This window comes from Carboxylicivirga taeanensis (genome assembly GCF_051851475.1).
Classification (GTDB): domain Bacteria; phylum Bacteroidota; class Bacteroidia; order Bacteroidales; family Marinilabiliaceae; genus Carboxylicivirga; species Carboxylicivirga taeanensis.
Genome location: NZ_JBPUSJ010000009.1, coordinates 97,469 through 113,190, shown reverse-complemented (window position 1 = coordinate 113,190; position 15,722 = coordinate 97,469). Strand labels below are relative to the sequence as shown.

General features: G+C 42.2%; 11 protein-coding genes. 7 read left to right on the top strand and 4 right to left on the bottom strand.

What is annotated here, in order from left to right; genetic code table 11:
- The first annotated feature begins 4 nt into the window (after positions 1 to 4).
- From ACSX1H_RS13750 to ACSX1H_RS13730, 5 genes are all read left to right on the top strand, one after another.
- Entirely contained in the window at positions 5 to 2,371 is a 2,367-nt protein-coding gene (locus ACSX1H_RS13750) for an amino acid ABC transporter substrate-binding protein (protein WP_439184743.1), read from the top strand.
- Between the two features lie 88 nt (positions 2,372 to 2,459).
- Positions 2,460 to 4,409 carry an ABC-F family ATP-binding cassette domain-containing protein gene (locus tag ACSX1H_RS13745; protein ID WP_439184742.1) on the top strand — a complete coding sequence of 650 codons (1,950 nt, stop codon included), beginning with the start codon at positions 2,460 to 2,462 and terminating at the stop codon, positions 4,407 to 4,409.
- 2 nt (positions 4,410 to 4,411) lie between these two features.
- Entirely contained in the window at positions 4,412 to 5,164 is a 753-nt protein-coding gene (gene rlmB / locus ACSX1H_RS13740) for a 23S rRNA (guanosine(2251)-2'-O)-methyltransferase RlmB (RefSeq protein WP_439184741.1), read from the top strand.
- 397 nt (positions 5,165 to 5,561) lie between these two features.
- Positions 5,562 to 6,623, top strand: a complete 1,062-nt coding sequence (locus ACSX1H_RS13735; RefSeq protein WP_439184740.1) for a uroporphyrinogen decarboxylase family protein — start codon at positions 5,562 to 5,564, stop codon at positions 6,621 to 6,623.
- Positions 6,624 to 6,861: 238 nt separating this feature from the next.
- On the top strand, positions 6,862 to 8,397 hold the full coding sequence (locus ACSX1H_RS13730; RefSeq protein WP_439184739.1) for a SulP family inorganic anion transporter: 1,536 nt from the start codon (positions 6,862 to 6,864) through the stop codon (positions 8,395 to 8,397).
- A gap of 78 nt (positions 8,398 to 8,475) precedes the next feature.
- On the opposite strand, the gene ACSX1H_RS13725 is transcribed toward ACSX1H_RS13730, so the two are convergent.
- From ACSX1H_RS13725 to purB, 3 genes are all read right to left on the bottom strand, one after another.
- Entirely contained in the window at positions 8,476 to 9,126 is a 651-nt protein-coding gene (locus tag ACSX1H_RS13725) for a hypothetical protein (RefSeq protein WP_439184738.1), read from the bottom strand.
- 127 nt (positions 9,127 to 9,253) lie between these two features.
- Positions 9,254 to 11,074, bottom strand: a complete 1,821-nt coding sequence (locus tag ACSX1H_RS13720; protein WP_439184737.1) for an ABC transporter ATP-binding protein — start codon at positions 11,072 to 11,074, stop codon at positions 9,254 to 9,256.
- Between the two features lie 142 nt (positions 11,075 to 11,216).
- Positions 11,217 to 12,572, bottom strand: a complete 1,356-nt coding sequence (gene purB, locus ACSX1H_RS13715) for an adenylosuccinate lyase (RefSeq protein WP_439184735.1) — start codon at positions 12,570 to 12,572, stop codon at positions 11,217 to 11,219.
- A gap of 97 nt (positions 12,573 to 12,669) precedes the next feature.
- Here purB and ACSX1H_RS13710 point away from each other — a divergent pair, with 97 nt between their 5' ends.
- Positions 12,670 to 13,464, top strand: a complete 795-nt coding sequence (locus ACSX1H_RS13710) for an EI24 domain-containing protein (protein WP_439184734.1) — start codon at positions 12,670 to 12,672, stop codon at positions 13,462 to 13,464.
- Positions 13,465 to 13,579: 115 nt separating this feature from the next.
- Positions 13,580 to 14,389: a pyrroline-5-carboxylate reductase gene (gene proC, locus ACSX1H_RS13705; protein WP_439184732.1), complete on the top strand. Its 810-nt coding sequence runs from the start codon at positions 13,580 to 13,582 to the stop codon at positions 14,387 to 14,389.
- A 70-nt stretch (positions 14,390 to 14,459) separates the two neighbouring features.
- On the opposite strand, the gene ACSX1H_RS13700 is transcribed toward proC, so the two are convergent.
- Positions 14,460 to 15,581 carry a PLP-dependent cysteine synthase family protein gene (locus ACSX1H_RS13700; protein ID WP_439184730.1) on the bottom strand — a complete coding sequence of 374 codons (1,122 nt, stop codon included), beginning with the start codon at positions 15,579 to 15,581 and terminating at the stop codon, positions 14,460 to 14,462.
- Positions 15,582 to 15,722 lie beyond the last annotated feature (141 nt).

The window sequence follows — 15,722 nt, the reverse complement described above, 5'->3', positions numbered from 1 at the left end:
AAATATGAAAAACACTAAAACTATCATATTAAGTCTGCTGATCGCTTTTATTACAGTGGTTTGTAACAGTGTTTATGCTCAGGAAGGGATTCCGGAAGGGACGGAAAAGATCATCATCGATGGTTCTGAGTATTACCTGCATAAAGTTCGTAAGGCTGAAGGCTTATATCGCATCAGTGTATCATATGGCGTTTCGCAGAAAGAAATATTAGAAGTAAACCCTGCTGCAGCCTTTGGCCTCAAGGAAGGACAGCTTATTAAAGTGCCTGTTATTAAAGGACGTAATAGTACGCAGGAGCAACTAAATACAGGGGAGTATATCTACCATACCGTTGAAAAAGGGCAAACCGCCTATTACATTGCTAAGCGTTACAAGGTGGATTTACAGGATGTTTATAACAATAACCCCGGGAGTGAGCAGCAGTTATTGGTTGGTGCCATTGTCAAAATCCCCAAAAAGGATGTTGAAGATGCTGCCCCTTCTTCGCTTGAAGGCGGCTATCGCATTCACCAGGTAGCTCCAAAAGAAACTTTGTATGGCATTGCCCGAAAGTATGGGGTTGATATTCGCGACATTATCAAGCATAATAAGGGCCTTGAATCGGGCGTGCTTTCAGCCGGTTCATTTGTACGGGTGCCGCATGTGAATTCAGAAGTGAATGACCAGAAAAGTCAGCTGGTTGATGGCGCTGAGGACGATAATTACATCTATCATAAAATAAAAGCAGGTGAAACGCTTTATAGTATTGCTGAAAGTTATAAAGCCAAGTCGCAGGATGTTATGGCGGCTAATGCCTCTGTAAATGCCAGTGATTTGCCTTTAGGATACTTGGTGCGCATCCCCAAAGCCAGCATTCGGGGAGAAAAAGAAGATGCTTTTTTAAGTAATGGTTTATTTATCGAGCACAAAGTCAAAAAGCGTGAGAGTATCTATGATATTGAACAGCGTTATGGTGTTCCGGCTGATATCATCGATAAAGTTAATGCTGCTTCTGGTATTGACATAAACCGGTTGAAGAAAAACATGATTATTAAGGTTCCTACGGAGAAATGGCTGCAGGGGTATTATGAGATGGCTAAAGGAACAGACGAGGAAACCCCTCAGGAGGTGCCCGAAGAGTTGTTTGCGTTTGAGCAGCGTGATTGTGGCACTTACGATTACAGCGTTAGCAAACCATCGATAGCAGTGGCTTTACTATTACCCTTTAATGTGGAAGCAACCAGGAATGTTAATTTCACTACTGAAGAAGTAGAAGGGGATACCATAGAGGTGGAGCGGGAAAAAAGAAAGCTGTCGTTGCATTCAAAAGTATTTGTTGAATTCTATCAGGGTACGCTGTTGGCTCTTGATGCCTTGAAGAAGGAAGGGGTAAATGTGGATTTATTTGTTTATGATACTGCCCCTGATACCAATAAAGTAAAGCAAATATTGCTTAAGCCCGAGTTAATGCATGCCGATTTGATTATCGGACCGGCCTATTCATCCAACCTTAAGCTGGTATCTGAGTTTTCAAAGCGGAATAATATACCAATGGTTTATCCGCTATCAACCAGCAATAGTGAAATGGAGAGTAACCCAATTCTTTTCCAGGCCAACACGCCAGATACGCTCATGATTAATGCCATGACGCAGAAGGTGATTCAAAGTTCGAGAGGCAAGCGCCTGGTAATGATACGTACTGAAAGTACTGATAACGAATTTGAACAGAAGTTAAGCCAGCTTATTCGCGATAAAGTTTATTGGGAAAGTTTCAATAATGGAGAGGTGCCCGATTTTGTTGAGTATAAGTTCAGACAGGACGATTTGGTAAGCATGGAGCGGATGTTTTCTGCCGACAAAGAAAATGTTATTGTGATTCCTTCAATGGAAGAAGCCCAGGTTAACCGCATCATTACAACAGTAAAAGGGGCAGCTGATAAAGCCAAGGCGCACGTCACTTTATGGGGCTTGCCCGATTGGCTAAAGTATAACACGGTTAATCCTGAAGACATTTACAAATTAAATGGTCATATCTTCAGTTACTATGCGGTGGACTATACCGACACCATCAGCGAAGGTCGTATTCAACTGTACCGGGATTCATTTGGCACAGAACCCATGGCAATTTCACCATTTTTTGAAACGGCCTCGGTAACATCAAATATGAGCCGATATAGTTTATGGGGGCATGATGTAACCTATTATTTTGTCACAGCTATTCGCGAATATGGGAAGAGTTTTCCATACTGTATTGAGCAGCATCACCCACACACCATTCAGTCAAGGCTAAAATTCTCACGTTTGGCCAACTGGGGTGGCTTTTATAATCGCGGGTTACTGGTGGTGAAATTCAGTCCGGATTACGGTGTGTCTATTGAAGAAGTGAACTAATCGAATATTAATCTAGCCGAACGATTACATGAAGCTGATGGCTCTGGCTGTCAGCTTTTTTATGCTATCTTTGCACAAATTTTAATGAATGGTTTCAATTAATCAGTTAACGGTTGATTTCGGCGGTTTCAAACTTTTTGAAGAAGTATCATTCCTGATTAATAATAAAGACAGGATTGGACTCATAGGGAAAAACGGTGCCGGAAAGTCGACTTTACTAAAAATAATAGCAGGTCATCAGGAGCCTACCGAAGGCACAGTTTCAATGCCCAAAGGAATTAAAATGGGCTACTTGCCTCAGCACATGAAGTATGCTGATACCCGAACTGTGGTTGAAGAGGTTGAGCTGGCTTTTGGCGAATTAAAAAGCCTGGAGCAACAAATCGCTGACATCAATACCGAAATTGCTGAGCGAACCGACTACGAATCGGATTCGTACATGGCGCTTCTGGATCGCCTTAATGAAAAAACCGAGCGGTTTAATTTGTTGGGCGGCAGTAATCACGAAGCACTAATTGAAACCACCTTAAAGGGCTTGGGGTTTGAGCGAAGCGACTTTACGCGTAATACAGGCGAGTTTAGTGGTGGCTGGCGCATGCGTATCGAGTTGGCCAAGATCCTACTTGAACAGCCCGATATTTTCCTGCTTGATGAGCCCACTAACCATTTGGATATTGACTCCATTCAGTGGCTCGAAGATTTTCTCAAAACCTACAGTGGGGCCGTGGTATTAATATCGCACGATAAAGCCTTTCTGGATGCAATCACCAACAGAAGTATTGAAATTTCTTTGGGGAGGATATACGACTATAAAGCCAGCTACTCCAAGTTTATCGAATTGCGCAAAGAGCGGCAGGAGCAGCAGCTTAATGCCTTTGTCAACCAGCAAAAAAAGATTGAAGACACCGAAAAATTTATAGAGCGCTTTCGTTATAAAGCGACCAAAGCTGTGCAGGTGCAATCGCGCATAAAGCAGCTGGAGAAGCTTGATCGCATTGAAGTGGATGAGTTCGACAATTCGGCTTTAAATATCAAATTTCCACCAGCTCCCCGTTCCGGAACGGTTGTTGTTAAAGGGGAGGGCGTTACCAAGGCATATGGCGATTTGCTGGTGCTAAACGACGTGGATTTGACCATTGAACGGGGCGAAAAGGTGGCTTTTGTAGGGCGTAATGGTGAAGGAAAAACCACCATGGCGCGAATAATTATGAGTGAATTGGCTCATCAGGGCAAACTCACTACCGGACACAATGTGAAGATTGGCTACTTTGCACAGGACCAGGCAGAGCGACTCGATGAAACTCATACAGTACTTGAAACTATTGATTTGGTGGCTGTAGGCGAAATTCGTACTAAGATACGTGATCTCCTCGGAGCCTTTATGTTTTCGGGTGAGGAAGTAGAAAAGAAAGTGGCCGTCCTCTCAGGTGGGGAGCGCACGCGTTTGGCGATGGTACGCTTGTTGCTGGAGCCCGTGAATCTCCTCATCCTCGATGAGCCGACGAACCATTTGGATATGCGTTCAAAGGAGATTCTCAAACAAGCTTTGCGCGATTTTGATGGAACGGTGGTACTCGTTTCGCACGATCGTGAGTTTTTAGATGGTTTAGTGGATAAAGTGTATGAGTTTCGTCATCAGAAAATAAAGGAGCATATAGGAGGCATCTACGATTTTTTGCAAAAGAAAAAGATGGATAGCCTTAATGAGCTAAATGAGTCCATTGCTTCGAAGAAGAATGAATCGGCCCGTAAAGAAACCTCTCAGGCAAAACTGTCATTTGAAGAGCGCAAGGAATTAAATAAGAAAATTAAAAAGGCTGAGAAACAGGTGGAGGAGTATGAAGGGCAAATTGCAACCCTTGAGGAGCAGTTGGAAGGCCTGACGGAAAAAATAAACCAGCCGGAAAATGCCGCTGATACGGCATTATTTATAGAGTATAAAGATGTGGAAACCGCTTTAACCGGGCGCATGCACGACTGGGAGCAGGCACATGAGGAATTAGAAAAGCTGCAACAGCAAAAACTGGATTTAGACTAATTATGGAAAAGCAAGCAAAAGAGCAACAGATGGTGTTCGGCATACGGGCCGTTCAGGAGGCAATAAATGCAGGTAAAGAGATTGAGAAGGTAATGATTAAAAAGGGTTTGCAAGGCGCTCTTTTTCAGGCTTTCTTAGATCTGGTAAGGGAGCATCAGATTCCATTTCAGTTTGTGCCAATTGAGAAATTAAATCGCGTGACCAGACAGAACCACCAAGGGGTTATTGCCATGATTTCGCCAGTTACTTACCAGAATATTGAACAGCTGGTACCTATGCTTTACGATGCCGGTAAAGAGCCCTTTATCATGGTACTCGACCACATTACGGATGTGCGCAATTTTGGGGCTATAGCGCGAACAGCGGAGTGTGCTGGTGTGGATGCCATCGTGATTCCGGAAACGGGGGCTGCGGCTGTTACATCTGATGCCATGAAGACCTCAGCAGGGGCATTGCATACCATTCCGGTATGTCGGGTAAGAAGTTTGCTGTCGACCGTCGAGTACCTGCAGAATAGTGGTTTAAAGGTTGTGGCTGCCACCGAGAAAGGAGCTGTTGATTATGACAAGGCCAACTATCGTGGTCCAATTGCACTGGTTATGGGCGCTGAAGACAGAGGGGTTAACCCTAAAATTCTGGCTGCCGCAGATGTGAAGAGCAAAATTCCAGTTTTAGGCGAAATTGAATCATTGAATGTGTCGGTGGCTGCCGGTATTTTGATGTATGAAATTCTGAAAACACGCATGAGTCAATAGTTCAGTTCTTAAGCGCTGGTAGCGCTTGAGCATTTAAATTGATAATGGCTGACATGGAAGGGATACACGCAGTGTACCGCGCAATGTCAGCCTTTTTTGTGGCTTTGCAACCGGTTTGGATAGTTGATTTTTGAAGAGTATTTGATGGTCCGAATAAAGAAAATCTTCTAATGTGCTTGAGATAGGAGTGTTGCGGCTGAATACAATTTTTAACATTTAGACTTTTTCTGTAGTCAAACACCTGTAAACAGAGGTGAATTTGCAAGTACGTCGCACTTTTTTAATCATGACGATTCGGCCTTTCATCGTTAAAAATTTGATTTTTGTCATATCTTTTCTAAATTCGACAAGTTTTGCGATGAGGAAAATCATTTTTTTTTAATCAAAAGCAACGCTTATGATTCACAAGGAAAGAGTCCTAAAGGCACTAAACCGCGAAGCGGTGGACAGGGTGCCATTTTTTTATTGGGACGTCCCTGAATTTGGTGTTAAGTTGATGAAACACCTGGGGTTTCAGAATCGTGATCAGCTATTGGAGTATCTGGATGTTGACTTTCGTTGGGTTGAGCCAGATTATGTAGGAAAGAATCTTGTTGAGAGTGATGGTCTGTCAAAGACCGATATTTGGGGAGTTGGTTATTCAAAAGTTAAGCAGGGAGACTTCGAGTTTTGGGAGGCTACCCATTTTCCTTTAGAAGGACAAACAGACCCGTTAGTGTTGGAGGATTTTGATTGGCCTACAACTGCTTTATTTGATTTTGATTCGTTACCCCCTAAAATCAAGAAATATAAGAACTATGCTGTAATGACAGCACCTGGTTATTCATCACCAGGTTTATTCCGAATTATTCAGCGTTTACTCGGAAGAGATAGTTTTTTGGATGTCATCATGTACCATCCTAAGTTCTTCGAAACCTTAGTAGAAAAAGTCAATCAATTCTATCTGGACTTTATTGAAAAATTCTTTGAAAAAGCGCAGGGTGGCGTTGACTTTATCCGTATCGCCGATGATTTTGGTTCCCAGTCCGGGCTGTCTATCAGTCATGAGATTTGGGAGCAGTATTGTAAACCAGCTATCCAATCGTTTGTTGAGATACCAAAAGCCAATGGGGCAAAATTTTACATGCACTCCTGCGGTGGTGTGCGTAAGCTCTTGCCTGAGTTCATAAGTATTGGTGCGGATGTGCTTGATCCTATTCAAACCAGGGCCAATGGCATGCAGCCCGATGGACTTAAAAACGATTTTGGCAGGTACATTGCCTTTAGTGGTGCTTTGGATGAAGAACTCCTCCTAAGGCAGGGAACACCTGAGCAGGTTAAAGACGGAGTTAAGCAGCTTCTGGATACCATGGCTCCTGGAGGTGGCTTTATTTTAGGTCCCTCGCATAAGCTTAAAGTGGAAACACCCGTAGAGAATGTACTGGCTATGTACGAAGCCGCTAAAGAGTGGAAATATTAGAATATAAATTTTATCGCAATTCTATCGGCCTTGATTCATGAGTGGATGAATCAAGGCTTTTTATTGAATTAAGATTAATATTTCCATGTTGTTAGGAGAATTTCTATCTTTGCGGCCGCTAATTGATTATCCTTTTATGCTTGCTCTTTTAGCAAGTTAATCCCTAGTAACATATACTCATTCATGCACTATGTGAATAGTGTTAGGTGTGTTTTGTGTCATTTTAAAATTTATATACATGGTTTTTATTGAAAAACTACGACAGGGGTCGTCCCTTAAAAATGAAATTTTATCCGGTTTAACAGTCGCTCTAGCGCTAGTGCCAGAGGCCGTTGCTTTTTCTCTTATGGCAAAAGTAAGTCCTTTAATTGGCTTGTATTCAGCGTTTATTATTGGCTTGATAACGGCCTTGTTTGGCGGACGTCCGGGAATGATTTCGGGAGCGACTGGCGCCATCGCTGTGGTTATTGTGAGCTTAGTGGTGCGTCATGGTGTTGAATTTCTTTTTGCAGCTGTTGTGCTGATGGGCATCATACAAATTCTGGTGGGCGTACTCAGGCTCGGAAAATTTATTCGTTTAGTGCCGCATCCGGTAATGTTTGGATTTGTTAACGGACTGGCTATTGTGATATTTATGGCACAGCTGGATCAGTTTAAAGTGCCCGATGTTGATGGTGCATTACAATGGATGCAAGGGTCTGCTTTGTGGATGATGTTAGGATTTGTGGCGCTGACCATGCTAATTATCCATTTCTTGCCAAAAATTACAAAGGCAGTTCCAGCCGCGCTAACCGCTATTTTAGTTGTGTCAGGCATCATCCTCACACTGGGTATCGACACCAAAACAGTAGGAGATATAGCTTCTATTTCCGGTGGATTACCTGAGTTTCATCTGCCAATGATTCCATTTACCTGGGAGAACATCATGATTATATTGCCATATTCACTGATAATGGCTTCTGTGGGATTGATCGAAAGTTTGCTGACCTTATCCGTGATTGATGAAATGACAGAAACGCGAGGGAGAGGAAATAAGGAGTGTATTGCTCAGGGAACAGCCAACTTAGTTTGTGGCTTTTTTAGTGGCATGGGTGGTTGCGCCATGATTGGTCAGAGTATCATCAACGTAAGTTCTGGTGGGCGGAAACGACTGTCTGGCATTGTAGCCGCTGTTGGGCTTTTGTTAATTGTGCTGTTTGGCTCTTCATTGATTGAAAAAGTGCCAATGGCCGCACTGGTTGGTTTAATGTTTATGGTGGCGGTTGGTACCTTCGAATGGGCCAGTTTGAAAATATTTAATAAGGTGCCGGTAATCGATGTAATTGTGATGATTATTGTAGCAGGGGTAACCGTTTTCTATCATAACCTGGCTGTAGCAGTGTTTGTGGGGGTTATTATTTCGGCCTTATCGTATGCCTGGGAAAATGCCAAGCGCATCAGAGCGCGCAAGTACATCGATGACGAGGGGATTAAGCATTATGAAATATATGGTCCACTCTTTTTTGGTTCTGTCACCGCGTTTCAGGAGAAGTTTGATGTTATCAACGACCCGGATGAAGTCATTATTGATTTTGCTGAGTCGAGAGTCGCTGATCATTCGGCCATTGAGGCTTTAAGTAAAGTAACAGAGCGTTATGCCAAGCAAGGCAAGAAGGTGCATTTGCGTCATTTAAGTGCAGATTGTCGCAGTTTGCTTGACAATGCATCGACAATTATAGATGTTAATTATTATGAAGATCCAAAGTACAAGGTAGCTGTTGATGAGTTAGCTTAAGAGGACGTCACTATATAAAATAGCAGCCGGTTAAACACTATTATCCGGCTGTTTTTGTATCTACTGGTAATGCTGTGATTATGGTGTTGGCAGGCCTTCTTCAATTTCGTTTAAGATGCGCACTGGACTCATGTATATTTCTGTTTTGTAGGTTTTATACTCTTCCGAAGCATCGGAATCGTGCAGCACGAAGCTGGCCCATTCGTATAGGTGTTGACCGTAGCCGGCGGCAATCGTCAGGCTGTCTGTATAGTGCTCAACTTTTCTCTTACCTTTTTGCGACAGGTATTGGATGCCCCGTTGCACAACTCCTGTCATCTTTCGGCTTTCGTAGTCGCGAATATGCATAAGTTCATGGGCGAAGAGTCCAATACGGGCATCAGAGGGAACATCTTTCAGGTGCACCCCGTCAAAGCTTTCTTTTTTATTGACCACGATAATGTAGCGCCTGTTTTTTTTGCCCAGCAGTAAAGAGGGGAAGGTAGGCCGCGCGGCCATGGTTGTTTTTATTTTTTTGCTTTTAACTTTTATTTTGCAGTCGTGCAAATCAGTAAACTCACGATAAGGAATCAAAAAATCATCGAAATACTTATCGTTAAAGCTCGTATCAACCTTCAGGTTTCCAATTGTATGGTATCTTTTTTCAGGTGGATTGGCTGTGGTTTGTGCGGCCACAGCCGAAGAAATTAAAATACCTGTTATTACCCCAAACCAATCTTTCAACATCATAGCCAATAACTTTTAAATAAGTATTATGCGTTGAAGGGGTAAATTGTTTCGAATATTTAGTTAAAAAATGTGAATAGTCATTTGTAAGGCAAAGGTATTGTATAGTACTTGCCTTGTTAAGTGCTTTTTAGCTCATTTGCATGGCGTGCAGTTTCTTATAAATACCATCTTTATCAATTAACTCATCATGAGTTCCCATTTCAACAATCTGGCCATCATTAAATACGCAGATCATATCGGCATTGCGAACAGTTGATAGGCGGTGGGCAATAACCAGTGAAGTACGGTTCTTCATCAGATTTTCGAGAGCATCCTGCACCAGTCGTTCCGATTCTGTATCCAAGGCCGAAGTGGCTTCGTCAAGTATCAGTATTGGCGGGTTCTTTAAGATGGCACGCGCGATGCTTATCCGTTGGCGCTGACCTCCCGAAAGTTTACTTCCCCGGTCACCAATCACTGTTTGATAGCCGTTTTCAGACGCCGTAATAAAATCATGGGCATTGGCTACTTTGGCCGCATTGATAACTTCCTCTTCAGTGGCGTGTTCAACCCCAAACGTAATGTTATTGTAAATGGTATCGTTAAACAAGATGGCTTCCTGATTAACATTGCCCATTAGCTCCCGAAGGTCGAAAAGCTTTAAATCCTTAATGTTGGTACCATCTATATATATACCGCCCCCTTGTACATCGTAAAAGCGCGGAAGCAAGTCTACAAACGTCGTTTTACCGCTGCCCGACTGGCCAACCAAGGCGTATGTTTTGCCTTGTGGGATGGTTAAGCTCACATTCTTAAGAACATTGACATCCTCGTAGGCAAAGTTGATATTGCGGTATTCAATGGCATTGCTAAAGGTTTTTATTTCTTTGGAGCCGTCATGCTCCTTAATGCCTAAATCAGCATCAAGAACTTGTTCGATGCGCTCATAGGCCGCCATCCCTTTTTGAATGCTATAGGCTGCTTGTGAAAAAGCCTTTGCAGGATTGATGATTTGGTAAAACATGCCTAAGTAAGTCATAAAAACCGCCATGCTTAACGTCTCGTCGCCTTTTAAAATTAACGATCCTCCATACCAGAAAATAATCACAAAAACAATGGTGCCTAAAAATTCGCTTGTTGGGTGTGCCAGGTGTCTGCGGCGTTGCAGTTTATTCATGGTTCGGCGGTAGCTTTCAATCTCACCATTAAAGCGCCCCGACATTCTCTCCTCGGCATTAAATGCTTTAATGATTCGTAAACCAGAAAGAGACTCTTCTATAATGCCAAGTATTAAGCCAAGTTTGTTCTGTCCTTCGCGGGAAGTTTTCTTCAGGCTCTTGCCGATGCGCCCAATTACAAAACCGGCAATGGGCAGCACCAGAAACACGAATAGGGTTAATTCAAAGCTAACTAAGAACATGGAGGTGAGCACTACCACAATAATTACCGGGTTTTTCAAAAGCATATCCAGTGATGACATAACCGAAGACTCAACTTCTTGTACATCAGCAGTAGAGCGTGCCATCATATCGCCTTTTCGCTCGTTACTGTAAAAGCCTAAAGGTAATTCGATCATTTTGTTATAGATGGCCTTTCTAATATCGCGTGTAATGCCATTTCGGATGCCGGTTATGGTATACGAACCTAAGTAGGTGAAACCGGTTTTTAGTAGCGTGGTGATAATACCAAACAGTCCAAGAAACAATAGAGTGGTTCCTTGTCCATAATGGTTTTTGATGACAGTAATGTAGTAGTTAAGGTTATTGAATAATGCATCTTTATCGAATGACCATGCCATTAATGTTGTCACCTCCTTATCATCTTCCAGAATCACCTGTAGCATGGGTATCATCGAAAGCATGGAGAAAACAATAAATAATGCACTTAATACATTAAACAGAAAGGTTAAAGCCAGTTGGGCTTTATATGGAGGTAAATAAGTGCGTAATACTTTTATGAAATCGCTCATTGTGTTGTCTTTGAATTTATGTCAGTAGATTTCTTTCGGTTTTTAAAGCGTGTGCGCTGTCTTTAACTATTAAATACTACCGACGAAAACGGGCAGTAAAAGTAAGTTTTTACTGCCCGAAACACAAATAGTACTTATGTTATTATATCTTAAAAACACCAGTGTAGGTGTGAGGTGTTAAGGCACGCATTTCTTCTTTTACTTCATCAGAAATGTTTAAGCGCTCAATAAACTCACTCATTGTCTTGGCATTAATGGCTTCATTAGTGCGAGTAAGGTCTTTCAGCGCTTCATACGGATTTGGGTAGCCCTCGCGGCGCAGAATGGTTTGAATACCTTCAGCCACAACCGCCCAATTGTCTTCTAAATCGCGTTTGATAGCCGCTTCGTTCAGTAACAATTTACTGAGCCCTTTGGCCAGCGAACGCATTGAGATCACTGAGTGGGCAATAGGCACGCCAATGTTACGCAGTACGGTAGAGTCTGTCAGGTCGCGTTGCAATCGTGAAACGGGCAGTTTTTCTGCCAAATGCGAAAATATTGCGTTGGCTACACCCAGGTTACCTTCGGCATTTTCAAAATCAATGGGGTTTACTTTATGTGGCATTGCACTTGAACCCACTTCGCCTTTTTTAATTTTCTGCTTGAAATACTCCATCATGATGTATGTCCAGAAATCGCGCGAAAGGTCCAGCAGAATCACATTGATACGTTTGAGGTTATCAAATGTGGCTGCCATATTATCGTAGTTCGATATTTGGGTGGTAACTTGTTCACGGTCCAGTTTCAGGATGTTGTTCACAAAGTTATTTCCAAAATCAACCCAGTCGATAGTTGGATATGCTGCGTTGTGTGCATTGAAGTTTCCTGTGGCACCGCCAAACTTAGCCGAGCAAGGTATCCCTTTTAAAAGGGCCAACTGCTTGTTCAGGCGCTCCACATATACCTTCATTTCTTTACCTAAACGAGTTGGAGATGCTGGTTGACCGTGTGTTTTTGCCAACATTGGAATATCTTTCCATTCATTTGCCAAATCATCTAAAGTTTGAATCAGCTCTTCCAGCAGAGGGTAATATATTTCATGCACCGCATCGCGCAAGGAGTATGGTACCGCTGTGTTATTAATATCCTGTGAAGTGAGGCCAAAGTGGATAAACTCTTTGTACTTGTCAAGGTTTAGAGCATCAAATTTTTCTTTGATGAAGTATTCAACGGCTTTCACATCGTGATTGGTTACAGACTCGATTTCCTTGATTCGCTCGGCATCCTCCAATTCAAAGTTTTTATACACCTTACGCAGGTCGGCGTATAGGTTTTTGTCGAAATCGGCCAATTGTGGTAGTGGTTGCTCACAAAGTGCAATAAAGTACTCTATCTCAACAAGAACTCGGTAGCGGATAAGAGCATATTCTGAGAAGTATAAGGCTAATCCATCTACTTTGTTTCTATATCTTCCGTCAATAGGAGATATGGCAGTCAATAATTGAATATCCATCATTTTTTCTATTTGATTTTTTGGCAGTGCAAAAGTAGTAAATTTTAGTCTAAAAGCTTAGTTTTGGCGCCTCAGGATTTTAATTATCGGAAAATTACAAATGAATTACAGACAAGGGTTTCAATTGGGTTTACGAACCTATTCAAAGGCATTATCATTTATGTTTAAGAATGGATTAGGGTGGTTCTTTATTTTTCCCATTCTGTTCAATGTATTGTTGTTTGTTGCAGGAGTTTACTCTGTGGGTTCTTTAAGTGATGGCATGATAGCTTCGCTGGCAGAGTGGATAGATTTTGCCTCCTGGAATTTTTGGGGTGCAGGTTTCTTAGTTGCACTTATTGAGGGGGTTATCTGGCTGGTTCTGCGGCTCTTGTTTTTTATTGTATATGCTTACGTTGGGGGCTATGTTATCCTGATTTTGCTGTCGCCGGTATTTGCCCTTTTGTCAGAAAAAACTGAGGAGTTGTTGAGTGGCAAGAAAGTCCCTTTTAACCTGACTCAGTTTCTTAATGATATTTTGAGGGGAGTAATGTTAGCCATGCGTAATTTAGTTGTTGAGCTGCTGTTTACTGTTTTGCTTTTATTGCTAAGTTTCATTCCTTTAGTTGGTTACCTCACACCAATTGCTCTCTTTCTTGTGTCTGCCTACTTTTATGGTTTTTCATTTTTAGACTACACATTTGAGCGCAGACGGTTTAAAATTGATGCCAGTGTGCGTTTCATGAGAAATAATAAAGGTTTGGCAGTTGGTAATGGATTTGTTTTCTCTTTAGTATTACTAATTCCTTATGCAGGGGTTATGCTGGCGGGTTTTGTTTCCGTTATTTCTGTGGTGGCCGCCACCTTGGCTGCTAATAAAGCTATTGATAATGAGTGTGAAGTAATTGTTAGCTGATAAAAAAGAGCTTTTTCAATGATTTAACTCACTATTGTAAATTATTTCAATATCATTTTCCTCTCTAGCTTTGTGCTGTGATTATTTGAGTATTAATATACAATTATCTGATAGGATGAAATCTAAAAACATTGCAATTCTTGGAGGAGGAAATTTAGGATCTTCAATTGCCAAGGGGCTTGTAAAGAGTGGTTTAATGGCACCACAGCAATTAACCATTACGAATCTTGATTTGGAGTTAATCCAGCACCTGAAAGATGAGGATGGATTTAATATTACCACCAATAATATTGAAGCAGTAGCAGAAGCAGAGATCGTTATAATTGCAGTAAAACCCACCGCTGCCAAGGCCTTATTGACTCAGGTAGCCGACGAGCTAAAAGTCGCTAATAAAGTGGTTATTTCTGTTATTTCAGGAGTAAAGATTGAGGACCTGGAGCAGGTGTTAGGCAACAGCGTACCTATTATCAGGGCCATGCCCAATACGGCCATTGCAATTCAGGAGTCGATGACTGCCTTATCTTTCAATACGCAAGGCCTGAAGCATAAACAGGAGGTAACAGAAATATTTAACCAGTTAGGTTCAACAATGGTGATACCGGAAACACAGATGCCGGCAGCAACAGTGTTGGCTTCTTGCGGTATTGCGTTTGCCTTAAGGTTTTTAAGGGCAGCATCACAAGGGGGGATTGAAATTGGCTTCTCATCAAAGTTATCGCTTGAAATTGCGGCGCAGATTATGAAGGGCGCTTCCAAGCTGATTATCGAAAACAACTCGCACCCCGAACCTGAGATAGATAAAGTGACTACGCCACTGGGGGTAACGATTAAATCCTTGAATAAAATGGAATATGAAGGCTTTAGTTCTTCACTAATTCAGGGTGTTGTTGCGGGCTACAATAAAATTTTGGAAACAGAATCCTAAAAAATAAAGCCGCCTTTAATTTTCAAAGGCGGCTTTATTCAAACCAAAACTCAAACTATTATGATAATTATTAGCGTACAGGTTCTCTTCGCGGGCAAGCAGGTAATTTAACTTCTTGTTCATCACCTTCGTAGCACGACTCTAAACAGTCCTTAGGATCGCAGCAGGTGTGACACACGCGCTTGTAGGCCGCGTAACTTAACAGCTCCACACCAGTGGCTAAGAAATCACTTTTTACTGGCTCTTCCTTCATCAGGTCGGTGCTCAGGTATTTTTTGTTGTCATCGGCAAATACGGTTACCACTACCGCATCAGGTCCCAATTCTTCCTGTATTTTCAAAGCACCTAAAAAGTTGGCTCCACTTGAAATACCAACGCCTAAGCCCAGCTCCGAACTCAGTTTTTGCGCCATTATTATCGCATCGCCATCGTCCACACTTACAATTTCATCCAATTCATCCAGTTTAACAATGGAAGGGATGAACTCATCAGAGATGCCTTGAATACGGTGCTTACCTACTTTGTAACCCGTTGACATAGTGGGTGAGTTAGACGGTTCAAGCGGGTAAACTTTAATGCCCGGTATTTTTTCGCGTAAGTATTTTCCAACTCCCATTACTGTTCCTCCGGTTCCCACGCCTGCCACAAAAGCATCGGGTATTAAAGAGCGGAACTTCAACTGCCAAAAAAGTTCTGGTCCTGTAGTAGTGTAGTGAGCCTCGCAATTGTCGTAATTGGAAAACTGACGTGGTAAAAAAGTGTTATCATTATCCGCTGCCAATTGGTTGGCCATTTCGATACTTCCCAAAAAGCCGCCCTCTTCAGGGGTAACTAACTTGATATTAGCTCCAAAGCTTTTTATCAGGTTCTTACGTTCCTGACTCATCCAGTTAGGCATAAAAATAGTAACGGGATGTCCTAATGCTCTGCCAACGCCTGAGAAGGCGATGCCGGTGTTGCCACTGGTGGCCTCAATAATGCGGTCACCTGGCTTTAGGTTGCCATTTTCATAGGCTTTGTTTAAAATATGAAAGGCCATCCGATCTTTAATACTGCCTGTAAGGTTGAGAAACTCCGCCTTGGCATATATTTTCCGGATTTGACCTTTGTATTCAAATTCAATGGCTAGCAGAGGCGTGTTGCCAATTAGGGTTGATAAGCCTTGTATTCTGTTAAATTGCTTTTCATTCATGGTTCACGATTTAAAGACTAAGGGGTCTCTTTTAATTTGTAATATGCTTTAAAGACACACATAAAAGCATTTAGGGTGACAATAATAGCTGAAAATTTAGGTTTGTACTTATGATTTTTCTCACTCACCATGATGAAAGCA